This is a genomic window from Sagittula sp. S175 (assembly GCF_049800975.1).
Lineage (GTDB): Bacteria > Pseudomonadota > Alphaproteobacteria > Rhodobacterales > Rhodobacteraceae > Sagittula.
On record NZ_JBNAGB010000001.1, the window covers coordinates 15,679 to 38,545 of the forward strand.

Here is a 22,867-nt window from a genome sequence, read left to right on the forward strand (position 1 = left end):
ATGAATAATCAGGCAAGTGTGCCCAGTTCACGGGCAATCGCGGCGGCGAGACGCGCGTTGTTCAGCACCAGCGCGATATTCGCCTCGAGTGACCGGCCCTCGGTCAGTTCGAAGATCCGCTGAAGCAGGTACGGCGTCACCCCCTTGCCGGTGATACCGTGTATCTCGGCATCCTGCGTCGCCTGCGCGATGATGGGCGCGAGGACTTCGGCTGCGATCTCGGCCTCGGCGGGGATCGGGTTGGCGACAAGTTGCCCGCCCGGAATGTCCAGCGCGACACGCATGTGGTGCGCTTTTGCGATTTCGGCTGCGGTGTCGAGCCGCAGCGGAGCCTTGAGCGGTGACTGGCGTGACCAGAAAGCGGGCAGGTGGTCCTGACCGACGGCAATGACCGGCACCCCGAGGGTTTCCAGCACTTCCCAGGTCTTTGGCAGATCCAGAATGGCCTTCGCCCCCGCTGCGACAACCGTCACCGGCGTCTGAGCCAGTTCCTGGAGGTCAGCGGAGATGTCAAAGGTGTCCTCGGCGCCCTTGTGGACGCCTCCGATCCCGCCGGTGGCAAAGACCGCGATCCCGGCACGGGCGGCGCAGATCATGGTTGCGGCCACGGTGGTCGCCCCGGTGCCGCCGGTCGCTACGCAAACGGCAAGATCGGCACGCGACAGCTTGGCCACGTTTTTGGCCTGCGCCAGCGTTTCCAGCTCCGCGTCGGTCAGGCCCACATGGATCTGGCCGTTCAGAATTGCGATCGTTGCGGGAACGGCACCATGGGCGCGGACCTCTGCCTCGACTCGGCGGGCGGTTTCGAGGTTTTGCGGATACGGCATCCCGTGCGTGATGATCGTCGATTCCAGCGCGACTATGGGCTGACCTGCGTCTTTTGCGGCCTGAACCTCGGGGGAAAGTGCGATCATGCGGGCAGGTCTCCAGAAACATAGGCGGCGGCGGCCTTGAGGGCGCGGCTCAACGCGGCCTCGCGGTCCTGTCCGGCGCGTTCGGCAGCGATATGTGCCGCCATGAAAGTGTCGCCCGCGCCGGTGATACGTGTCACCAGAACCTTGGGCGGGGCTTGTTCGATCAGGCTTTCGGCGGTGGCATCGGCGCAACTGTCTCCGCCATTCGTCACCACGGCGCGGGCGGCACCACGGCCAAGCAACGCCTGCGCGCCCTGTCCCGCGGTGTCGAACTGGCATTGGCACAGCAGTCCGGCCTCTTCGAGGTTCACGTACAGGGTTCCGCGACCGGCGCGAAGGAAAGGCATCAGGCGCAGCGCCTTGCCGGGGCTGGCAGGCGCGATGCGCAGGTCGGCGCGGGCAAAGGCCGGGCTTTCTGCGATCTCGGCCAGCAGGCTTTCTGTCAGGTTGCCGTCAAGGGCGATCAGGCCGGGGTAGGGTGTCTGCGTATCGCCCAGTGGACCTTGGGTCAGGGGGCGCAGGATCTTGGATCCGGCCGCCTCAAGTGAATGGGCGTCGGCTATGGCGGCCACCAGCCCGTTTGCGCCTTCGATAGCCATATAACGGTCGGTCGGCAGGTCTTCGGACAGATACAGATGCGAGGTGTCCAACCCAAGTGCCTGGCATTCTTTCACCAGTTCGTCGCCCTGCAAATCGCGTCCAACGGCGGAAAGCAGGGCCGGACGCAAGCCAAAGCGTGCCAGCGTCATGGCAATGTTCAGCGCGACACCACCGGGCAGGCGCGTGATGCGTCCGGGCACGTCGGACCCCACCTGCATATGCAGGGTGGCTCGACCGATAACGTCCCACAGGACCGATCCGATACAGAGGATGTCGGGTGCTTTGCTCATGCTTTGGTCATGGCCGGGTTTCGGGCGTGGCACAAGGGGAGTCGGCGCTTTCCGTGACGACCTCGGACAGCCAATCGCGGAAGAGCTTCAGCGCCGGTGGCATCGGGCGATCTGTTGGCCAGACGAGGGCATAGCTGCCAAGGCAAACGGAAGGCCGGTCGGATGCCGGGGTCAGACGTCCATCGGCGCGGTCTGCTTCGGTCAGGAAATCCGGCAAAAGCGCCACGCCCAAACCATGCGCCGCAGCTTGTGCGATGGTCGGAAACTGGTCGAAACTGGTGCCGCCGGGGCGTCCGACCGGCGACCCCTGCGCCTCGAACCAATGGCTCCATGCCCGTGGGCGGCTTTGGATATGCAACAACGGCTGGGTCGAGAGGGTTTCGGGCGGCAGAGGCACAGGGATCAGACTTGGCGCGGCCAGCGGCTGCACATGTTCGTCCATCAGGGTCAGCGCCTCGGTTCCCGGCCAGGGCCGTGTCCCGAAATGTATCGCTGCGTCAAAGGGTTCCGAGGCAAAGCTGAAAGGTTTCAACCGTGTTGTCATGTTGATCGTCACCTGCGGATGGCGGCGGGCGAAGGCAGGCAGGCGCGGCACCAGCCAATGCATCCCGAAACTTGGCAGGATCGCCAGCCGGAGCGATCCACCGGTCGGGTCCAGCCTCAACGCCATGACCCCGTCCGACAACCGCTCCAGCGCGTCGCGCACAACTTCGGCAAAGCTCTCGGCCTGTGGTGTCAGCCGCAAGGCCCGCCGGTCTCGCAGGAACAGCGGTGCTCCCAACTGCTCCTCGAGCGTCTTGAGCTGCCGCGACACCGCGCTTTGCGTCAGGTTCATTTCCTCGGCCACCGCCGTGGCCGATCCCAGCCGGTCGAGCGCTTCCAGCGCGCGCAGAGCGGGCAAAGGGGGTAGGGGACGTTGCATGACATTTCCTCATGAAAACCTGCGCAATTGTCGTTTTTACATGCGATGTGCGCAAGCTATAACCCGGTCAACCGATGGAGGATGACCATGACCGACCGCCCGACCCTGAAGCCCAAGGATGCGCCTGACCTTGGCCAATTCGACTGGCAGGACCCGTTCCGCCTGAATGACCAACTGACCGAAGAAGAGCGCATGCTGGCCGAAGGCGCACGCAACTTCGCGCAGGAAAAACTGCAAACCCGCGTGACAGAGGCCTTTATCAACGAAACCGTCGCGCCCGAGGTCTTTGCCGAGATGGGCGAAATGGGGCTGCTGGGTGTGACGGTCCCCGAGGAATACGGCGGCATCGGTGCGGGCTACGTGTCCTATGGTCTTGTTGCGCGCGAGATCGAACGGGTCGACAGCGGCTACCGCTCGATGATGTCGGTGCAATCCAGCCTCGTGATGTATCCGATCTATGCCTATGGGTCCGAGGAGCAGCGCAGGAAATACCTCCCGAAACTGGCTTCCGGCGAGTGGATCGGCTGTTTTGGCCTCACCGAACCGGACGCGGGATCGGACCCGGCCGGGATGAAGACTCGCGCGACCAAGACCGAAGGCGGCTACGTCCTGAACGGGTCGAAGATGTGGATTTCCAACAGTCCCATCGCCGATGTCTTTGTCGTCTGGGCGAAATCCGAGGCGCATGGAGGCAAGATCCGGGGCTTTGTTCTGGACAAGGGCGCGACGGGTCTCAGCGCACCCAAGATCCAGAACAAGCTGTCGCTGCGGGCGTCGGTGACCGGGGAAATCGTGCTGGAGAACGTCGAAGTCGGCGAGGATGCGTTGTTGCCGCATGTCGAAGGCCTCAAAGGGCCGTTCGGCTGTCTCAACCGGGCGCGCTATGGGATCGCCTGGGGCGCGATGGGCGCAGCTGAATTCTGCTGGCACGCGGCGCGGCAATACGGGCTGGACCGCAAGCAATTCAACCGCCCGCTGGCGCAGACACAGTTGTTCCAAAAGAAGCTGGCCGACATGATGACCGAGATTTCTCTCGGCCTGCAGGGCTGTCTGCGGCTAGGACGCCTGATGGACGAGGCCAATGCAGCGCCCGAGATGATCTCGATCCTGAAGCGCAACAACTGTGGCAAAGCCCTTGATATTGCACGGATGTCGCGAGACATGCACGGCGGCAACGGCATCTCGGCCGAGTTCCAGGTGATCCGCCACATGCTGAACCTCGAAACGGTGAACACCTACGAGGGCACGCATGATGTGCATGCGCTGATCCTCGGTCGCGCGCAAACGGGGCTGCAGGCGTTTTTCTGAGCCACGCCAGCGTCGGAAAGAAATGCCCGGCAAGTGTCTGTGCTGCCGGGCATTTTGATCTTCCAAGGGGCAGCGGATGCGGCCATCCATAACTCCAATAATCTGTATTATGTATAAATGGTGTTGTGGCCCTGGAGACTGGCCGCCAAGCCACGTAGAACAGGATTGTTGTGTCACTTCAGCCTGATGGTATGGACAAGCGTGCTGACCGCTCGTTAACTCGCCTCCTACATGATCTGGAGACCGGAATGACCTCGATCCTCGTCCTCAACGGACCGAACCTGAATCTGCTGGGCACGCGCCAGCCGGAGATTTACGGCCACACCACGCTGGCGGATGTCGAGGAAATGTGCCGCGTGCACGGTGCCAAGCGCGGTGTCGACGTTGTCTGCAAGCAATCCAATCACGAAGGCGAACTGGTCACCTGGATACATCAGGCACGCGGCGTCCATGACGGGATCGTTTTCAACGCTGGTGCTTATACCCACACCTCGGTCGCGCTCATGGACGCCATCAAGGGCACCGATGCCAAAGTGGTCGAGTTGCATATCTCGAACGTTCATGCACGCGAAGCGTTTCGACATCATTCCTACATCAGCCCGGTGGCCGTCGGCGTTATGGCAGGTTTCGGAACGCGCGGTTATACTCTGGCAATCGACGCCCTGCTGGGCCATCTGGAGGGTTGATCAATGTCAGAAAAGCTGCGTGATACCCTGATCGAACTGACCAACGTTGACCGTGTCGAGGAACTTTGGCAGCGGCACTGCGAACTGATGGCGGGCTACGGTTTCGACCGTTTGATTTACGGCTTCACGCGCTTTCTGACGGCCAATTCATTGGGCGATCCGAACGACTTCGTCGTCTTGACCAACCATACGCCGGCTTACCGCAAGGGCTTTGTCGAGGATGGGCTGTATCGCCATGCCCCCATGGTGCGTTGGGCGCTCGAGAACGAGGGTCAGTGTTCCTGGGCGGTGCTGGTGGAACAGATGAGCGCCGGACAACTCGACGAAAAGGCGCAGCGCGTCGTCGCGTTCAACCTCGCGCACAAGGTCACCGCTGGCTACACGATCAGCTTCAAATCCGTGTCCAGCCGGGCCAAGGGCGCGATTTCCATCACCGCTCAGCCGGATATGTCTCAGGCGGATGCGGATGCTGTCTGGAAGGAACATGGGCAGGACATCATCCTGCTCAACAATCTGGTGCATCTGAAGATCCTCACCCTGCCCGTTCCTCTGCACAATCAAACCCTGACACCGCGCCAGCGGGAGGCGCTGGAATGGGTTGGCGATGGCAAAACCATGCAGGATATTGCGCAGATCATGGGCCTGACGCAGGCAACCATCGAAAAACACCTGAGGCTGGCGCGCGAAACCCTCAACGTTGAGACCACGGCGCAAGCGGTGGCAAAGGCGGCATTCCACAACCAGATGTACATTCTTGAAGCGTGAATGCAGGCCTTGGAGAGGCGTCCAGATGGGCATCTATCCCAGCCAATCTCGTTCAACCGACGCGAATCGTAGCGCGACCTGACCATTAGAGTGGCAGTTTCCACCTCAAATGCCGTGGATCGAAAAGCCATATTCCGGAAAACCAAATCAATGGTCGCTAGTTCCGTGAATTTTCCGTTTTTACCGCTCGGTCAGGAAATCCCGACTTCCTTTACGGAACGTTACTTGCGAACCTGTGATCGTTCCGTGAGTGGTGGCTTTGGCCATGGGACAAGGGAAAGACACCCCGCTTATTCATGGGCTCTGTCGATCTTCCGGTGAGAACCGGGGCTGGGACGGACGGGGAAATTTTTGCTCCGTCCGCCAGCACTGTACAAGGGACCTCCGTTCATATCCCCAATGTCTCTGAACGGGGGTCCCACTTTCCACTCGAAATTGAAGGCGCCCTGCCCTTCGCCCAGCTTCCTTCAGTGACCCGCCCGATGACCCAGCCGCATGCCCTGCTGTCCAAATACGTTGACGCATTGTCTGCGCATGACCTCGGGGATCTGTCTCGGGTCTACGCGCAGTCACATGACGCGGTCGCTGATCCCGTGCCCGCAATTTGCGACACCTTGTTAAAAACCCGATCCCCGGACGTTCTCGCTGGTTTGCTTGTCCTTTTGCTGGAGCTGGACAAGGACGAATTTCACACCCAAGCCAGCCGTTTACTGCAAAGGTCGGAGGATGGCGCAACGAGGCGAATTGTGGAGCTTTTGTCTCTTGGCGCTCAGGATACGCCGGACGCAATCCTTGCTGCGCATACCGCCCTGTACGTTTCGCCTGCCATTCCCACACGAAAAGATGTGATCGCCGCCATGGTCCGATGGAGCCAGACACCGGGTGTGCGTCTGGACCAGTTGGCTCGCATCGATATTCTGAGCCGAGTTGGTAAACACGATCTTTTGGGTAAGTACGATGCAGCGCAACAGCGAATCTTGCTGACAATTTCGCCGGGAAAATTCCTGAGCTCAGTGGCTTGGCGAGAACGTCTTTTGACGGAGTTCACCTTTTACCACGAAGTCGGCCACCACCTTGAATAGATCAGTTCGGATGGCCACCAAAGTGAAACACGTGCAGACGCATTCGCCCGTCAGTGCATGGCCAGAGCGCATCCGATCCTGTCCCGGATCCTGCGTGGATTTCGCATGCCTCTCAGGTTCCTTATCCGAAATTTCCCGCTGTGATGGCGGATACGCGAAAGGGCCGCCACGAAGGACGGCCCTTGAAGAAGTGGTAGAACGGGGCTTGGCTCAGCCCTGAGCGACCTTCGCAACTTCCGCTGCGAAATCTTCTTCTTTCTTCTCGATGCCTTCGCCGACCTGCATGCGGACGAAGCCCACGATCTCGGCACCGGCATCCTTGGCGGCTTGCTCAACGGTCTTGTCGTTGTCCAGAGCGAAGGCCTGACCCAGCAGGGTCACTTCGGCAAGGAACTTCGCCATGCGGCCAACGATCATCTTCTCGATGACGGCCTCGGGCTTGCCCGATTCACGTGCGATGTCCATCTGGACCTGCTTTTCCTTCTCGACGATGGCCGGGTCGAGCTCGGCCTCGTTCAGCGCCTGCGGGTTCATGGCTGCGATGTGCATGCCGACCTGCTTGCCGAACTCCTCGGTGCCGCCCTTCAGCGCAACCAGAACGCCGATCTGGCCCATGCCGTCTGCTGCAGCGTTGTGGATATAGGTCGCAACGATGTCGCCCTCGACCTTTGCCATGCGGCGCAGGCCCATGTTCTCACCGATCTTGGCGATAGCGTCGGTCAGGTTTTCGGACACCGGCTTGCCGTTCAGGTCGGCATTGGCCAGCTCTTCGACGTTCGCCACGTTCACGGCTGCGGCGGCAATGCCTGCCACCATGGCCTGGAATTCAGCGTTCTTGGCGACGAAGTCGGTCTCGGCGTTCACTTCGACCGCGACGCCGGTGCCGCCCTCGACCTTCACGGCCACGAGGCCTTCGGCTGCGGTGCGGCCGGCCTTCTTGGCGGCCTTTGCAAGGCCCTTGGTGCGCAGCCAGTCAATGGCGGCTTCCATGTCGCCGTCGTTCTCGGTCAGCGCCTTCTTGGCATCCATCATGCCTGCGCCGGTCATTTCGCGCAGTTCTTTCACCTGTGCAGCAGTGATCGCCATGTCGTGGCTCCCTCATGTCATCATGTGTGCGGCGCGCGGAACATCTGCCCGCGCGCCTGTCTAGTGCCTCATGTCACGGTCTCATGACGCTTTCGCGACAGGACCGCTGACACGGATTACTCGGAAGCGGTTTCCAGCAGTTCTTCTGCCGGAGCGTCCTCGAGCGCGCCGAGGTCGACGCCAGCAGCTTCCATCTGGCCGGTCATGCCGTCCAGCGCCGCGCGGGACACCAGGTCGCAGTACAGCGCGATGGCGCGGGCCGCGTCGTCGTTGCCGGGGATGATGTAGTCAACGCCGGCGGGCGAGCAGTTGGTGTCAACGATGGCGACGACCGGGATGCCCAGCTTGTTGGCTTCGGCGATGGCCAGCGCTTCTTTCTTGACGTCGATGACGAACAGCATGTCCGGCACGCCGCCCATTTCACGGATGCCGCCCAGAGAGGCCTGCAGCTTCGCCTGGTCGCGTTCCATGTTCAGGCGCTCTTTCTTGGTGAGGCCTTCTGCACCGGATTCCATCTGCTCGTCGATCTGGCGCAGACGGTTGATGGACTGGGACACGGTCTGCCAGTTGGTCAGCGTGCCGCCCAGCCAGCGGTGGTTCATGTAGTACTGAGCGCACTTCTCGGCGGCTTCGGCGATCGGCTGGGCAGCCTGACGCTTGGTGCCGACGAAAAGGACGCGGCCGCCCTTGGCGACGCAATCGCGGATCGCAACCAGAGCCTGCTCCAGCATCGGAACGGTCTGCGTCAGGTCCATGATGTGGATGCCGTTGCGCGCACCGTAGATGAACTCGCCCATGCGGGGGTTCCAGCGCTGCGTCTGGTGACCAAAGTGAACGCCAGCTTCCAGCAGCTGACGCATGGTGAACTCGGGAAGAGCCATGCCTTCTATCCTTTCCGGTTTTGCCTCGGCGGGGGATTTGTCCAGGAAGATCCTGGGCCAACCGGTGGACCCGATGGGATGTCTCCCCACCAAGGCCCGCCCCCACCTGCGGGTTCGTGTGGCGCGCCATACAGGGGTTTCCCGACACCCGCAAGCAAAATCGGCCTTCACAGGGCATTCGGCGAAACTTGCACACACGCCCTGCTTCTTTGGTTTTCCAAATACCCTCGGGGGTGAATTCTCCGCAGGAGAAGAGGGGGCAGAGCCCCCTCCCCGCCCGTCACAAGAACACGCGCTCGATGAACCAGTATCCACCGACACAGGCAATGGCGACCGAGGCCGGGATGGCGACGAAACGGCGGTAGGCGTGCAGCCGGTCGACGAAATGCGCCGACAGCAGGCAGGCCAGCGACAGGGCGGCAAGGGGCCAGAGGAACACCGGAGCGCCCGCGCCCATCGTTTCGACGAAGCCCGGACCGTTCAGCAACCACCCTCCTGCGACGAAAACCAGCGTCAGGATGCCGTAGACCACCTGGGCCTGCCGCTGATCAGCCTTCAGCCGGTCGACGCGCTGTGCCAGAACCACCAGCAGGAAAGCCACAGCGATCACCGTCAGTTGCCCGAATTCCACGCCGATGTTGAAACCGATCAGGGCGGGGACGAAATTTGCCTCGGGCAGCCCGTATTCCGCAAGCACCGAGGCAAAGCCCAACCCGTGCAGCAGCCCGAAGCCGAAGATCACGAAGGGCCGCCAGCGGTGCAGCTTGTCCGAGACGATGTTCTCGACGGCGACATAAACGATGGAGAGCGCAATCAGCGGTTCCACGATGCTGCCCGGGACGGACACATACCCCAGCGCAGCAAGCGCCAGCGTCACGGTATGCGCGAGGGTGAAGGCCGAGACCTGCCACAGGAGCGGTTTCAAGCGCGTGGACAGGAAGAACAGGCCGAGGACAAAGAGGATATGGTCGAGGCCCATGGGCAGGATGTGCTCGAAGCCCACGGGGATGAAGCCAAAGAAGGTCTCCCACGGGCCGCTGGCGTCACCGCCCGCAAGGGTGATCGGCTCGGAGGGGCCGCCGGTGAGGTAACCGGTGTAGCCATCCTCGACCCCCATCTGGCGCAGGATCAGGGTGCCGTATTCCGAGGGCCAGTCGAGTGTCAGGGTTTCGGCCCCGGCGGGCAGATCACCCGACAGGAACAGGCGGCTTTCGCGCGGGAGGTCCGTGTTGGGTTCGTCATCGACCTCCACGCGGTCCAGGGTGAGGGGCACAGAGCCGCCCGCCTCGATCCGGATCGGAGAAAGGATTTGGTCTGCGTTCTCGGTGACTTGTGCCGCCAGTGCGTCTGGCGGGAGCTGCCGCAGCGAGTCTACATCAGAAGATTTTTCGGTGGCATTGGTGTCCTCGACCCCTTCGAGATCGACACCTGCCAGCAGCGGTTCGGTGCTGAGGCGGAGCACGAGGGACAGTTGCGTCCCCTCGGTGGTCAGATCACCGATGGCCGGGCGGACTTCGTGCGCCTGTGCCGGAGAGAGCAGCAGGACGCTCGTCGTCAGGGCGGCAAGCCACACAGAAAGAAGGCGGGCCAAGAATCCGGTCATTCGGGCGGTCATGCGTTGGGTCATCCTCAAAGGTCTTTCGACAAATCTGACGCCCGGCGTACGCTGGTCAAGGATGTTTATGACGGATTCAGACCGCGTGCCGAGTTAACCGCGCGCGCGGAAGAGTAACGGAGCGTACGCTGAAACACCCCACAGGATGTTGGGGGACGCCAGCCCTGCCCCCACAACGAATGAACCGAAGGTGAACGTTGAGCCCCCGGATTAACCCGCGAGGTGACCACATTCGGGGTGAGTCGTGGCCACATGTTAAGGTTTCGACTCGGGCAGCACCGCGAAAGCGTTGCGCGGGAAAATTTCTGGTTAGGAATTGCCGTTCCGTCGCGTCACGGACAGCGGGCGGCGCATGACCCAAGTGATCCAATTGCGCGCTGACGCGCACAGGTTTGTTTGATTGGCGCCCGTGATGAGCGGGCGCGTCACATGGACCGAGCGTGTTTGGATACGTGGTTCAGGGGCTCGGGATTCACCCATGGAAAGACGCTTTCCCCACCGCCATCGCGCACCTGATCCTTGCCTGCCAGACCACGCCGCCGACCGCAACGAAAACAGACGTATCCCCGGCACGCCGGGGCCCCTCGTCGGTTTTCATTGCAATCGCCGACGCGCCCTGCCCGTCCGGTCTCAGGCGAGGGATGGCTCCGATGGAAAGCTGGTGGTTCCGGGCCGGGTTGGCCTCCGGGATCAGCCGAGGGCGTAGCCCGCACCGCGCACGGTGCGCAGCGGGTCCGGCGTGCCGAGCGCCTTGCGCAGGCGGCCGATGTGCACGTCCACCGTTCGGGTGTCGACGTAGATGTCGCGGCCCCAGACGCGGTCCAGCAGTTGCTCGCGCGACCAGACACGGCCTGGCTTTTCCATGAAGGTGGACAGCAGGCGGAATTCGGTCGGGCCGAGCTTCAGCTCCTTGCCGTTGCGGGTGACGCGGTGGGTTTCGGAATCGAGCGCAATGTCCTCGTATTCGAGGCGCAGACCGGCGGCAGCAGGACGGGTGCGGCGCAGTTGCGCGCGCACGCGGGCCATGAGCTCGATCACCGAATAGGGCTTCACCACGTAGTCGTCGGCGCCGGTTTCGAGGCCGCGCACGCGGTCGACCTCCTCGGAGCGGGCCGAGAGCATGATGACGGGGGTGTTGCGGGTCTCTGGCCGGGACTTTATCTGGCGGCATACCTCGATCCCCGAGACATTCGGCAGCATCCAGTCCAGCACGATGATGTCGGGGTTTTCCTCGGCCACCAACATCAGCGCCTCTTCGCCGTTTTCGGCGCGGGCGACGCGGAAGCCCTCGGCTTCGAGGTTGTAGCTGAGGACTTCGCGCTGTGCCGGTTCATCCTCGACGACGAGGACCGTGGGCTGGTCGGCGGACATGGGTCAGCCCTCCGTGGTGGGCGACAGGGAGACGTCGGTCGAGGTCCGGTCAGCCTTGACCCGCACATCGCCGGGCTTCTTGCCGGAGGTCAGGAAGACGACCTGTTCCGCGATGGAGGTCACGTGATCGCCCATGCGCTCGACGTTCTTGGCGATGAAATGCAGATGCATGCAGGCGGTGATGTTGCGCGGGTCTTCCATCATGAAGGTCAGGAATTCGCGGAACAGCGTGTTGTACATCTGGTCGATGTCGCGGTCGCGTTCGATGACGTCCAGCGCCAGTGCCTCGTCACGCTGGATATAGGCGTCGAGCGCGTCCTTCAGCATCAACTGCACATCGCGCGACATACGGCGCAGCGCCGTGGTGGTCGAGCCGATGGGCTGCATCTGCACCAAAACGGTGGTGCGCTTGGCCATGTTCTTGGCCATGTCGCCGATGCGTTCGAGGTTGGCGGACATGCGCATGACCGACAGCACGATGCGCAGGTCGGAGGCGGCGGGCGCGCGCAGGGCGAGGACGCGGGCGGCTTCTTCGTTCAGGGATTCCTCAAGCGCGTCGATGGCCTTGTCGCCGGCGCGGATCTTTTGGGCCAGTTCCTCGTCGCGGGTTTCCAGCGAGGTGGCTGCGCCAAGAATGGCCTCTTCGACGAGGCCGCCCATCTTCATGATCTGGGCCTGGATGCCTTCGAGATCGCGGTCGAAGGCTGTGACGATGTGCTTCTCGTGTTCGGTCATGGCCTTATCCGATCCGTCCGGTGATGTAGCTTTCGGTGCGCGGGTCGCGCGGGTTGGTGAAGATCTGGCCGGTCTCGCCGAACTCGACCAGGTTGCCGAGGTGGAAAAAGGCGGTCTTCTGGCTGACGCGGGCGGCCTGCTGCATGGAGTGGGTGACGATCACGACCGAATAGTCCTGACGCAGCTCGTCGATCAGTTCCTCGACCTGGCTGGTGGCGATGGGGTCGAGCGCCGAGCACGGCTCGTCCATCAGCAGGACCTCGGGTTCGGTGGCGACGGCACGCGCGATGCACAGACGCTGCTGCTGGCCGCCGGACAGGCCGGTACCGGGCGCGTGCAGGCGGTCCTTCACCTCGTTCCAGATGGCGCCGCGCTTCAGCGCCTTTTCGACGATCTCGTCGAGGTCGGTCTTGGACCGGGCCAGGCCGTGGATGCGCGGACCATAGGCCACGTTGTCATAGATCGACTTCGGGAAGGGGTTCGGCTTCTGGAAGACCATGCCCACCCGCGCCCGCAGTTGCACCGGGTCGACGCGCTTGTCGTAGATGTCCTCGCCATCGAGCTGGATCGAGCCTTCGACCCGGCAGCTGGCGATGGTGTCGTTCATGCGGTTCAGGGTGCGCAGGAAGGTGGACTTGCCGCAGCCCGAGGGGCCGATGAAGGCGGTCACGGTCTGCGCCTCGATGTCGACGTCGACGTCCTTGATGGCATGGGTGTCGCCGTAGAAGACTTGCACCTTGCGGGCGGCGATCTTGATGTCTTGGGTCGTCACGTGTCTCTCCGTGGTGTGCGGGGCGTCGTACATGGTCATGTTCTCCTTTTCCGCACGGACTTACCAGCGACGCTCGAAGCGCCAAGCCGGAGGCGGTTTCTGTTTACCAGCGGCGCTCGAAGCGCCAAGCCGGAGGCGGTTTTTGTTTACCAACGGCGCTCGAAGCGCCGCCGCAGGATGATGGCGATGATGTTCATGGTCAGCAGGAAGACCAGCAGGATGATGATGCCGCCCCAAGCGCGTTCGTAATAGGCGGGGTCGGCGCGCTTGGCCCATTCGAAGATCTGCGCCGGCATGGCGGAGTTCGGCGAGAGGAACCCTTCGACAAAGCCGTCGGGATAATTCGAGGCGATGTAGCCCACCATGCCGATCAGCAAGAGCGGTGCGGTTTCCCCCAGCGCCTGTGCCAGGCCGATGATGGTGCCGGTCAGGATGCCGGGCGCGGCCAGCGGCAGGACGTGGTGAAAGGTCGCCTGCATCTTGGACGCGCCGATCCCCAGCGCCGCATCGCGGATCGATGGCGGCACGGCCTTCAGCGAGGCGCGGGTCGAGATGATGATCGTCGGCAGGGTCATCAGCGTCAGCACGAGGCCCCCCACCAGCGGCGCGGACATCGGCAGATGCGCGAACTGGATGAAGGCGGCAAGGCCAAGGATACCGAACACGATCGACGGCACGGCGGCGAGGTTCGATATGTTCACCTCGATGAAATCCGTCAGCCGGTTTTGCGGCGCGAATTCCTCGAGGTAGATGGAGGCCGCCACGCCGATGGGCAGGGCCAGCGCCAGAACCACCAGCATCATGTAGAACGACCCCAGCATGGACACACCCAGACCCGCCTGTTCCGGCCGCTTCTCGGAGGCGTCGGCGCCGAAGATGAAGGCGGCGTTGAACTCCTTCGCGACCAGCCCGGCGTCCTGCATCGCGTCCACCAGGTCGAGGTGTTCGGCGTCGATGTTCTTGTCCCGCTCCAGATCGGCGCGAAAGACGCGGCCCTTGAGGTAGCCGTCGACCCGCGAAGAGGCGAGGATGCGGAAATCGACGGTCTCGCCGACCTGCTGCGGATGGGCCAGCACGTAATCGCGGACCTGCGCGGCGGCGCTGTCGGACAAAAGCGCCTTCATGTCCTTGGATTTGGTGAAGGGCGTGTCGATGCCCCTGGCCTGCACCTGTTCCCAGATGGCGTCCTGGATGACGGGCGCATAGCCAAAGGTGGTGACCTTGGCCATTTCCTCGGGGTTGCGGTTGCCCTTCTTGTCCAGTTTGGCGGCGTCAAGGTGAATCGGCACCTCAATGAAGGTCTGCTGAAACGCGCCGACACCGGAGGACAGGATCGACCAGAGCAGCACCACGAGGAAGAACACGCCGACGCCGATGGCGGCCAGACCGTAGGCCTTGAACCGGGCTTCGGCGGCATTGCGTTTCTTCGTGCGGGAGTCCTGATCCAGCAGGGATTTGCGCGGCGGCACGGCAGCGGTGGGCATGGAGGCGTCGGTCATTCGTACTGCTCCCGGTATTTGCGCACGATGAAGAGGGCAAAGACGTTCAGCGCCAGCGTGAGGACGAAGAGCGTCATGCCGAGGGCAAAGGCGACCAGCGCCTCGGGCGAGGCAAAGTCGTTGTCGCCGGTCAGCTGCGACACGATCTTGGCGGTGACGGTGGTCATGGCCTCGAAGGGGTTCATCGACAGCTTTGCAGCGGCCCCTGCCCCCAGCACCACGATCATGGTCTCGCCAATCGCACGCGAGGCGGCCAGCAGGATGGCACCGACGATGCCTGGCAGGGCAGCGGGCAGGACCACCTGCTTGATGGTTTCGGACTTGGTCGCGCCCAGCCCGTAAGAGCCATCGCGCATCGCCTGCGGCACCGCGTTGATGATGTCATCGGACAGCGACGACACGAAAGGGATCAGCATGATGCCCATGGCGATGCCTGCGGTCATCACGGCGCGACCGCCCTGCATCCACCCTGCCCCGTCCGGGCCGAAGGCGGTGAACAGGATCGGGCCGACGGTCAGCAGCGCGAAGAGGCCGTAGACGATGGTCGGGATGCCCGCGAGGATCTCCAGCGCCGGTTTGGCCCAGGCGCGCATCTTCGGCCCGGCGTATTCCGACAGGTAGATGGCGGCGAACAGGCCCACGGGGACGGCGACGATCAGCGCCACCAGCGAGATATAGAGCGTGCCCCAGAGCAGCGGCCAGATGCCCAGCTCGGACCCGCCACCAAAGGACGGCGCCCATGTCAGCGAGCCAAAGAACTCGGACGCCGGATACAGCTGGAAGAACCGCCAGGTGTTGCCGATCAGCGAAAGCACGATGCCCACGGTGGTCAGGATCGCGATGGAGGCGGCGGCGATCAACAGCCAGCGCACAGCGCGTTCCACGGTGTTGCGCGCGCGGAAATCACGATCGCTGTCGCTGACGCCCCATGCAAGGCCGCCCGCTGCCACCAGCAGCACCAGAACCGCACGGATCAGCGCGCCGCGCTCGTCCAGGCGGCGGTATTCCTGCGCGGCATTCAGCACCGTGGCATCGAGGTCGGAGGTCACGATCTGCCCCGCATCGCGCAGCGCCTGCGTGACGACGGCCGGATTGGCATCGGGGTCGCTGGCCAGCGCTTCGGCCAGTTGTCCCGAAGCCGTGGCGGCGTGCAACCCGTCAGAGGTGCGGCGCACCTCGGCCAGCACCAGATCGAGGCTGGAGCCCTCGGCGATCTCCGTCTCGGGGATCATGCCGGTCACGGTGTTGCCGGTGTAGACCGGGTAGGTCATCTGCCAGAGGCACAGCAGAGCAAATGCCGGGATCATCACCTTTATGGCGGTGTTCCAGCCGTAGTAGCCGGGCAGCGAATGCAGCTTGCGCAGGTCTCCGCCCGCGCTGCGCATGGCCTGCGCGCGCCCGACGATATACCCGGCTGCGGCAATGCCCAGCACGATCAGGATGAGCCAGAAAACAGGCATGTGCCCCCCGAGGTGGTTTTCAGTCAAAAGGTCCTAAAAGGAAGGGGGCGGCGGAATATGCCGCCCCCGTGTCTCGGGGTGTGATGCCCGACGGGAAGGATTACATGCCTTCGCCCATGGTTGCTTCTTCGGCCACGGCTTCCTGGGTTGCCGCCAGTTCCGGGTCGGAGACGAGGCCGTACTCGGCCAGCGGGCCGCCTTCGCCAGCCATGTCGTCGGAGACGAAGAACTCGGCGTATTCCTTCAGGCCGGGAATCACGCCGATGTGGGCTTTCTTCACGTAGAAGTACAGCGGGCGGGACACCGGGTAGTCACCGGCTGCGATGGTCTCGGTGGTCGGCTCGACGCCGCCCATGGTGGCAACCTTCAGCTTGTCGGTGTTGTTCTCGTAGAACGCCAGGCCGAAGATGCCGATGCCGTTCGGGTTCGAGTCGATGGAGGCCAGCGTCTCGGTGTAATCGCCGTCGATGTCGACCGAACGACCGTCGGTGCGGACCGCGATGCAGGCGTCTTCGGCGTCGTCTTCGGACATGCCCGAGGCAACCATGGCTTCCAGTGCGCCGGTGGCTTCGCAGCCAGCCGCCAGGACCTTCTCTTCGAAGACTTCACGGGTGCCGTGCTTGGTGCCCGGGATGAAAGCGGCGATTTCGGCGTCCGGCAGGTCGGCGTTGAATTCGTTCCACTTGGTGTAGGGGTTGTCGACCAGCGCGCCGTCGACAACTACCTTCGGGGCCAGCGCGTTGTAGATGTCGGCGGGCTGGAAGGCGGTGAAGGCCGGGCCGTCGATCTGGCTTGCGAAGACGATGCCGTCATAGCCGATGCGGACTTCGATGATGTCGGTCACGCCGTTTGCGGCGCAGGATTCGACTTCGGAGGACTTGATGGCGCGCGAGGCGTTGGCCACGTCGATGGTGTTCTCGCCCACGCCCTCGCAGAAGCGCTTCAGACCGGCGGAGGAGCCGCCCGATTCCACGACCGGGGTCGGGAAGTCGAAGTTCTCGCCGAACGCTTCGGCCACGATGGAGGCGTAGGGCAGCACGGTCGAAGACCCGGCGACCTGCACGTTGTCACGGGCAGAGGCCACGGTTGCAGCGGTTGCGAGCGCCAGGGTCGAGGCGGTCAGTTTCACGAATTTCATCGGAACAAGCTCCTGATACAGTGTTTCGTGATCATCCCCACGATGATCTTGGGGGCTGCCTACCGAGGCTGCGCGATGCTTTTGTGACACCTGTGTAACAGTTTCATGAACCCTCACCCGTTAACCGTTTTTTACCCAATTTAATTTCGGGCACTACTCCGTGGCTGCGGTCCGCATGGAGGCCGCCATTGCCTAAGTATTCGTTTTTATGCAATTACACGCCTTGCGTGTGTCGGGCAGAGATCGTAGCCCAAGCCGGTCAACCGACCGGCAGACTCACCGTGAAGGTGGTTCCCTGCCCCGGAACGCTGTCGATTCTAAGCCGTCCGCGATGCCGCCCGACGATATGTTTTACAATCGCCAGACCCAGTCCCGTGCCGCCCTGTTCGCGCGAGCGGTGGCTGTCGACACGATAGAACCTCTCGGTCAGGCGCGGCAGGTGATAGGCGGCGATGCCGGGGCCGGTGTCGGCCACCGTCAGGGTCACGCCCTCGGTGCGCAGGCGCGGCTGAATGCCCGGCGGCGACAGGGTCACCGTCACTGACGCGCCTTTGCCGCCATACTTGATCCCGTTCTCGACAAGGTTGGTCAGGACCTGCCGCAACTGGTCGGCATCGCCGGTGATGGTAAAGGGTGTCTCGGGCAGGTCCGCAACCAGCGTCACCCCGGCCGTCTCGGCCAGGCCCTGCAAGCCGCGCAGGGTCGAGCGCACCAGTTCCGCCGGATCGACCCGGTCGGTCGGGCGCACGCGCTCCTCGGATTCCACGCGGCTGAGCGACAGCAGATCGCCGATCAGGCGGTTCATCCGCGCCGCCTCGGACTGCATGATGGACAGAAAACGCTCCTGCCCCACGGGATCGTTGCGGGCCGGGCCACGCAGGGTCTCGATAAAGCCCATGACGGCGGTCAGCGGCGTGCGCAATTCATGGCTGACATTGGCGACGAAGTCGCGGCGCATCTGGCCGACCTGCTCCAGCGGCGTCACATCCTCGAAGCTCACCAGCACCGCCCGCCCGCGATCCAGCGCCACCGCGCCCAGCATGACCCGGTAGGTGGTGTCCTGCTGACCATCGTTGGTCAGATACTCGGTGCGGCGAGGTGCGCCGTCCTTCAGGCAGCCTTCGATGGCGTCCAGAAGACCCGGCTGGCGCAGCGCGGTGATGAAATGCCGCCCCTCAATGCCCTGCCCCAGCAGCGCCCGCGCGGGATCATTGGCCGCGACGATCCGCTCGTCGTCGCGGATCAATAGCGCGGGCAGCGGCAGCGCCGCCACCATGTCCAAAGCGTTGGCGAGCATCATACCCCTCGCGCGGCGCCCAGCCCGTCGTCGAAACAGGCAATCAGCGCCTCGGGGTCTTCGAGCCCGACAGAGACGCGAAAGAAGCCCTCGGTGATCCCCAAAGCGGCGCGCCCCTCCACCGTCAGCGCCCGATGCGAGGAGGAGGCGGGATGCGACAAGGTCGTCCCCACATCCCCCAGGGTGGGCGCAAAGGCGATGCCCTTGGCGGCCTCGGCAAAGGCATTGGCCTGCGCACGGCCACCGTCGAGGACAAAGGACACCATGTTGCCACCCTGCCCCTGCAACAGCCCCTGCGCACGCGTCCTGTCGGGGTGGTCGGGCCGTGTCGGGTACAGAACCCGCGCAACGCCCGCCTGATCGGCCAGATGATCCGCCAGCCGCCGCGCCGTATCCTGCGCCCGCTGGAACCGCAGCGCAAAGGTCGCGAGGCCACGCTCTGCCAGCCAGCAGTCGAAGGGCGAGGCCGTCATGCCCGTCGTCACGGCAAAGACAGCCATCCGCTGCATCAGGTCCGGGTCACGCGCCGCCACCCAGCCCAGCGTCGCATCGGAATGCCCTGCCATCAGCTTTGTCACGGAATGCAGCACGATATCCGCACCATGGTCGAAGGGCTTCACCGCCAGCGGCGTGGTAAAAGTGTTGTCCACCACCAACAGCACGCCGCGCGCCTTGCACAGCGCCGCGATGCCATCCAGATCGGCCAGCCGCAGGGTCGGGTTGGACACCACCTCGATCAGCACCATCCGCGTCTCGGGGCGCAACGCAGCCTCCACCGCCGCCACATCGGTCACATCCGCAAGAGAGGTCGCGATCCCAAGACGCGGCAGGTCCTCCGCCAGCATCCTCAGCGACCGCCCATACAGCTGATCGCCGCCGACGACATGATCCCCGGCCTTCGTCAGCCCCAGCAACACCGCCGAAACCGCCGCCATGCCAGACCCCAGAACGATACCGCTCGAGACCCCCTCCAGCGCGTCGATCTGCGCCGCGAGAACGCTGGCGTTGGGATGCCCTTCGCGCGCATAGGTGTAGCCCTTGGCACGCCCCTCGTACTGGCTGTCCAACTCATCCGGGGTCCGCGAGGCGTAGACCACCGAAGGCATGATCGGCGTGACCACGGGTGTGGACAGGCTCTCCGGCACGATCACCGGACGCTGCAACGTGGGTTTCATGTCGGACTCCTTGATTTCCCTGGTCCCGGCTTCTTTGGTTTCACAAATACCTTGGGGGTGAATGCGGCGCAGCCGCAGAGGGGGCAAAGCCCCCGCTGCCCCATGGTTTCAAAGCGCGCGCAGCCCCTTGGCATACCGACGTGCGTTCGCCTGATAATGCTTCGCCGAATTGCGCAGGCCCTCGATGGCCTCCTCGGACAGCTGCTTGACCACCTTGCCCGGCATCCCCATGACCAGCGAGCCATCGGGGATTTCCTTGCCCTCGGTGATCAGCGCCCCCGCGCCGATCAGGCAATTCTTCCCGATCTTCGCGCCGTTCAGGATCGTCGCGCCCATGCCGATCAGCGAGTTCTCACCGATGGTGCAGCCGTGCAGCATGACCTTGTGACCGATGGTGCAGCCGGCACCGATCACCAGCGGGTAGCCCATGTCGGTATGGCAGACGACGTTTTCCTGCACGTTCGTCCCGGCACCGACGCGGATTTCCTCGTTGTCGCCCCGCAGCGTGCAGGAGAACCAGACAGAGCTGTTCTCTTCCAGCACCACCTTGCCGATCAGGTTCGCATCCGGTGCGACCCATGCGGTGTCATCGACCTGCGGCTCCACCCCGTCCAAAGCGTAAAGTGTCATATCTCTGCCTCCTCGAATTCCGCCTGCAACCCACGCACATGGTCCAGCAGCTGCGGCTGTTGCGTGCGGCGCAGGCGAGTGGCGGTGATGATGCTCTTCAGCCGTTCCTCGGTCTGGTCGAGATCCTCGTTGACCAGAACGAAGTCATAGGCGCCCCAATGGGAAATCTCGTCCCAGGACTTCTGCATCCGGCGCGCGATCACCTCCGGCCCGTCCTGCCCACGCGATTCCAGACGCCGTTTCAGTTCCGCGATGGACGGCGGCAACAAAAAGATCGACAGCGTGTTCAGCGCCAGTTCCGAATTCGTCATCTGCTGCGCGCCCTGCCAGTCGATGTCGAACAGCACATCCTTGCCCGAGATGATGGCGTCGCGCACCGGACCCTTGGGCGAGCCGTAGAAATTGCCGAACACATGGGCATGCTCCAGCATCTCGCCATTGGCGACGGCCTTCTTGAAGGCCTGCTGGGACATGAAATGGTAATCCTCGCCGTCCACCTCTCCCGGACGCGGCGGGCGCGTCGTGGCCGAGACGGAAAAGATCACGGACGGGTCCCAGGCGCGCAGCCGTTTTGCCAGCGTGGATTTCCCGGCCCCGGAGGGTGAGGACAGGATGATGAGAAGGCCGCGGCGGTTCACTTCGGGCATGGGTTACTCCACGTTCTGGACCTGCTCGCGCATCTGGTCGATGAGGGTTTTCAGGGCGAGGCCTGCGCGCGTCAGCTCGGCATCGCCGGATTTGGAGCACAACGTATTGGCCTCGCGGTTGAACTCCTGGCAGAGGAAATCCAGCTTGCGGCCGACCGCACCGTCTTCGGCCAGCAGGTCGCGGGCCGCGTTGATATGCGCGCGCAGGCGGTCGATTTCCTCGGTCACGTCGGATTTGACGGCGATCAGCGCCAGTTCCTGCGCGATGCGCGCCTCGTCCACGCCGTCGGTGTTGTCCAACACGCGGGCCAAGGCTTGCGAGAATCGGGCGCGTTGGGCATCGGCGCGGGCGGTGATGGCCGACTCGGCCTGACCCACCAGTGCCTCAATCTCGCCCAACTGGCGGTTAATGACCTCGGTCAGGGCCGCACCTTCGGACTGGCGCATCCCGATGAAGCTGTCGAGCGCCGTGGCGAAATCCGCCAGCAGCAGGCTGCGCAGCGCCTCGGGGTCGACCTCGGCGGCCTCGGTGGTCATGACGCCACGCAGCCCGACGATCTCGGCAGCCGTGGAGGGCGCCAGCGACAGCCCCTTGTCCATGGCGGCGGTTTCGATCTCGTGCATGGCGTCCAGTACAGCGGCCAGTTGCCCGGAATCCAGCCGCAGCGCGCCGTCCGCCCCGTCCGAGACCAGCTTCAGCCCGATCTGAATATTCCCGCGGGTCAAGGACTTGGCCGCCATTGCGCGGGTCGCGGGCTCCAGCCCCTCGACCCAGTCCGGCAGGCGGAACCGCAGGTCCAGCCCCTTGCCGTTCACACCGCGCAGTTCCCATGTCCAGCCAAGGCCCAGCCCCGACCCCTGCGCGCTGGCGAAGCCAGTCATTGATTGGCGCATGTCGTTCTCCATCGTAGCGCTTCTCGGGTATCGGCTACGGGGTCTTATGGCAAGCCTGACGGCGCCCTCTGGTCCTGCCGCCCGGCGATCCTACATCGGCCAATATCGGCGGATTTGTTTGCACGGCGTTAACCCTTGGGTCACAATTGGGGCGAAATTTGGACAGGGCTCTGCTAGTAATGTTTTCACAACGAAGGTTACGACGCAGGCATGGTGGCGAGGGGGCCGCGCCAGGCCGCATCCGAAACGAAGGAGCGGACACATGTTTGGCAAAGGTGGCAACGGGCAAGGTATCGTATCGATGACCGAGCGGGAAAAATCACGGCGCGAGGCGCCGCTGCGGCAGGTCGAAGCCTATTGGCGCGGCCTGTGCGACGGGACATCGGTTCCGCTGCGCAGCCAGGTTGACCCGCGCGGCATGGAAAGCGCGCTGGAGAATGCCTTTCTGATGGAGCGCATCGCGCCCTCGATGGCGAAGATCCGCGTCGCGGGCACCCATCTGAACGATCTCATGGGCATGCAGGTGGCCGGTATGCCACTGTCCTCTCTGATCGCCCCCTCGGACCGCGAGCGGTTCGGTCAGGGCATCACGGCACTGTTCGCCGATCCGGCGATCATCCGCATGGACCTGAAGGCCGAAGGTGGCTTTGGCAAGCCGGATATGGAGGCCAGCCTGATCCTCCTGCCGCTGCGCTCGGATTTCGGCGACCTGACCCGTGGTCTGGGCGCGCTGATCTCGCACGGCCGTATCGGACGCACGCCGCGTCGGTTCAAGGTCGAGCGTTTGCATATTTCTCCGGCACTTGAGGGTGTTGCGTCTCAGGGTATCGTGACCCGTGAAAAGATCGAACTGACGGAGGATCGCCCGTCGCTGGCGTTCCACGAGCAGCGGACCCCCTACCGTCCCAAGGTCCTGGAAGGCTTGGCGGAGAAGCCCCCCGCCAAGAGCGGCGCGCCCTTCCTGCGGTTGGTGGTGGACAACGACTGATTGACCAGGACCAGTGACAAGAGCCAGTCAAAATGGCCAGTCTGACATGGAGAAGGCCGATCCCTTTGGGGTCGGCCTTTCATGTTCAGGGCATGGGTAAACAATTGATTGC

General features: G+C 63.6%; 22 protein-coding genes. 5 read left to right on the forward strand and 17 right to left on the reverse strand.

Features of this window, described 5'->3' with window-relative positions:
• Window positions 1-8 precede the first annotated feature (8 nt).
• The 3 genes from ACP16H_RS00080 to ACP16H_RS00090 are packed head-to-tail and all read right to left on the reverse strand — an operon-like array spanning window position 9 to window position 2,726.
• On the reverse strand, window positions 9-914 hold the full coding sequence (locus ACP16H_RS00080; protein WP_425070199.1) for a pseudouridine-5'-phosphate glycosidase: 906 nt from the start codon (window positions 912-914) through the stop codon (window positions 9-11).
• Complete coding sequence (locus ACP16H_RS00085; RefSeq protein ID WP_425070200.1) at window positions 911-1,804, reverse strand: PfkB family carbohydrate kinase; 894 nt, start codon at window positions 1,802-1,804, stop codon at window positions 911-913. The genes ACP16H_RS00080 and ACP16H_RS00085 overlap by 4 nt, the downstream gene beginning before the upstream one ends.
• Window positions 1,805-1,811: 7 nt before the next feature.
• The gene (locus tag ACP16H_RS00090) at window positions 1,812-2,726 is read right to left on the reverse strand and encodes a LysR substrate-binding domain-containing protein (RefSeq protein ID WP_425070201.1); all 915 of its coding nucleotides are present in this window, start codon (window positions 2,724-2,726) and stop codon (window positions 1,812-1,814) included.
• An 87-nt stretch (window positions 2,727-2,813) separates the two neighbouring features.
• Here ACP16H_RS00090 and ACP16H_RS00095 point away from each other — a divergent pair, with 87 nt between their 5' ends.
• The 4 genes from ACP16H_RS00095 (at window position 2,814) to ACP16H_RS00110 (ending at window position 6,567) form a co-directional block, all read left to right on the forward strand.
• Entirely contained in the window at window positions 2,814-4,034 is a 1,221-nt protein-coding gene (locus tag ACP16H_RS00095; RefSeq protein WP_425070202.1) for an acyl-CoA dehydrogenase, read from the forward strand.
• Between the two features lie 248 nt (window positions 4,035-4,282).
• Window positions 4,283-4,720 (forward strand): type II 3-dehydroquinate dehydratase, encoded by a 438-nt coding sequence (aroQ, locus tag ACP16H_RS00100; RefSeq protein WP_425070203.1) that lies wholly within the window; start codon window positions 4,283-4,285, stop codon window positions 4,718-4,720.
• A 3-nt stretch (window positions 4,721-4,723) separates the two neighbouring features.
• Window positions 4,724-5,485, forward strand: coding sequence for a helix-turn-helix transcriptional regulator (locus ACP16H_RS00105; RefSeq protein WP_425070204.1), 762 nt, complete (start codon window positions 4,724-4,726; stop codon window positions 5,483-5,485).
• A gap of 296 nt (window positions 5,486-5,781) precedes the next feature.
• Window positions 5,782-6,567, forward strand: coding sequence for a hypothetical protein (locus tag ACP16H_RS00110; RefSeq protein ID WP_425070205.1), 786 nt, complete (start codon window positions 5,782-5,784; stop codon window positions 6,565-6,567).
• Between the two features lie 210 nt (window positions 6,568-6,777).
• Here the strand turns inward: ACP16H_RS00110 and tsf are convergent, their stop codons facing one another.
• The 14 genes from tsf to ACP16H_RS00180 form a co-directional block, all read right to left on the reverse strand.
• Window positions 6,778-7,653 carry a translation elongation factor Ts gene (gene tsf / locus ACP16H_RS00115; RefSeq protein WP_425070206.1) on the reverse strand — a complete coding sequence of 292 codons (876 nt, stop codon included), beginning with the start codon at window positions 7,651-7,653 and terminating at the stop codon, window positions 6,778-6,780.
• Window positions 7,654-7,769: 116 nt separating this feature from the next.
• The gene (gene rpsB / locus ACP16H_RS00120; protein ID WP_425070207.1) at window positions 7,770-8,534 is read right to left on the reverse strand and encodes a 30S ribosomal protein S2; all 765 of its coding nucleotides are present in this window, start codon (window positions 8,532-8,534) and stop codon (window positions 7,770-7,772) included.
• Window positions 8,535-8,814: 280 nt separating this feature from the next.
• Window positions 8,815-10,137 carry a HupE/UreJ family protein gene (locus ACP16H_RS00125; protein ID WP_425070208.1) on the reverse strand — a complete coding sequence of 441 codons (1,323 nt, stop codon included), beginning with the start codon at window positions 10,135-10,137 and terminating at the stop codon, window positions 8,815-8,817.
• 702 nt (window positions 10,138-10,839) lie between these two features.
• Complete coding sequence (gene phoB / locus ACP16H_RS00130; RefSeq protein ID WP_425070209.1) at window positions 10,840-11,520, reverse strand: phosphate regulon transcriptional regulator PhoB; 681 nt, start codon at window positions 11,518-11,520, stop codon at window positions 10,840-10,842.
• 3 nt (window positions 11,521-11,523) lie between these two features.
• Complete coding sequence (phoU, locus tag ACP16H_RS00135; RefSeq protein ID WP_425070210.1) at window positions 11,524-12,255, reverse strand: phosphate signaling complex protein PhoU; 732 nt, start codon at window positions 12,253-12,255, stop codon at window positions 11,524-11,526.
• A 4-nt stretch (window positions 12,256-12,259) separates the two neighbouring features.
• A complete protein-coding gene (gene pstB / locus ACP16H_RS00140; RefSeq protein ID WP_425070769.1) occupies window positions 12,260-13,060 on the reverse strand; it encodes a phosphate ABC transporter ATP-binding protein PstB in 801 nt (266 codons plus the stop codon).
• Window positions 13,061-13,173: 113 nt separating this feature from the next.
• Window positions 13,174-14,526, reverse strand: a complete 1,353-nt coding sequence (gene pstA, locus ACP16H_RS00145) for a phosphate ABC transporter permease PstA (RefSeq protein WP_425070211.1) — start codon at window positions 14,524-14,526, stop codon at window positions 13,174-13,176.
• A complete protein-coding gene (pstC, locus tag ACP16H_RS00150) occupies window positions 14,523-15,986 on the reverse strand; it encodes a phosphate ABC transporter permease subunit PstC (RefSeq protein WP_425070212.1) in 1,464 nt (487 codons plus the stop codon). Before pstC ends, pstA begins: the two co-directional genes overlap by 4 nt.
• A 100-nt stretch (window positions 15,987-16,086) precedes the next feature.
• The gene (locus ACP16H_RS00155) at window positions 16,087-17,124 is read right to left on the reverse strand and encodes a substrate-binding domain-containing protein (protein ID WP_425070213.1); all 1,038 of its coding nucleotides are present in this window, start codon (window positions 17,122-17,124) and stop codon (window positions 16,087-16,089) included.
• 259 nt (window positions 17,125-17,383) lie between these two features.
• Window positions 17,384-18,421, reverse strand: coding sequence for a sensor histidine kinase (locus tag ACP16H_RS00160; protein WP_425070770.1), 1,038 nt, complete (start codon window positions 18,419-18,421; stop codon window positions 17,384-17,386).
• Window positions 18,421-19,596, reverse strand: coding sequence for a trans-sulfuration enzyme family protein (locus tag ACP16H_RS00165; protein ID WP_425070214.1), 1,176 nt, complete (start codon window positions 19,594-19,596; stop codon window positions 18,421-18,423). Before ACP16H_RS00165 ends, ACP16H_RS00160 begins: the two co-directional genes overlap by 1 nt.
• 108 nt (window positions 19,597-19,704) lie before the next feature.
• The gene (locus ACP16H_RS00170; protein WP_425070215.1) at window positions 19,705-20,226 is read right to left on the reverse strand and encodes a gamma carbonic anhydrase family protein; all 522 of its coding nucleotides are present in this window, start codon (window positions 20,224-20,226) and stop codon (window positions 19,705-19,707) included.
• On the reverse strand, window positions 20,223-20,873 hold the full coding sequence (gmk, locus tag ACP16H_RS00175) for a guanylate kinase (protein ID WP_425070216.1): 651 nt from the start codon (window positions 20,871-20,873) through the stop codon (window positions 20,223-20,225). The genes ACP16H_RS00170 and gmk overlap by 4 nt, the downstream gene beginning before the upstream one ends.
• A 3-nt stretch (window positions 20,874-20,876) precedes the next feature.
• On the reverse strand, window positions 20,877-21,767 hold the full coding sequence (locus tag ACP16H_RS00180) for a YicC/YloC family endoribonuclease (protein WP_425070217.1): 891 nt from the start codon (window positions 21,765-21,767) through the stop codon (window positions 20,877-20,879).
• Between the two features lie 262 nt (window positions 21,768-22,029).
• On the opposite strand from ACP16H_RS00180, the gene ACP16H_RS00185 reads away from it, so the two are divergent.
• Window positions 22,030-22,755, forward strand: coding sequence for a PAS domain-containing protein (locus ACP16H_RS00185; RefSeq protein ID WP_425070218.1), 726 nt, complete (start codon window positions 22,030-22,032; stop codon window positions 22,753-22,755).
• Window positions 22,756-22,867: the final 112 nt, after the last annotated feature.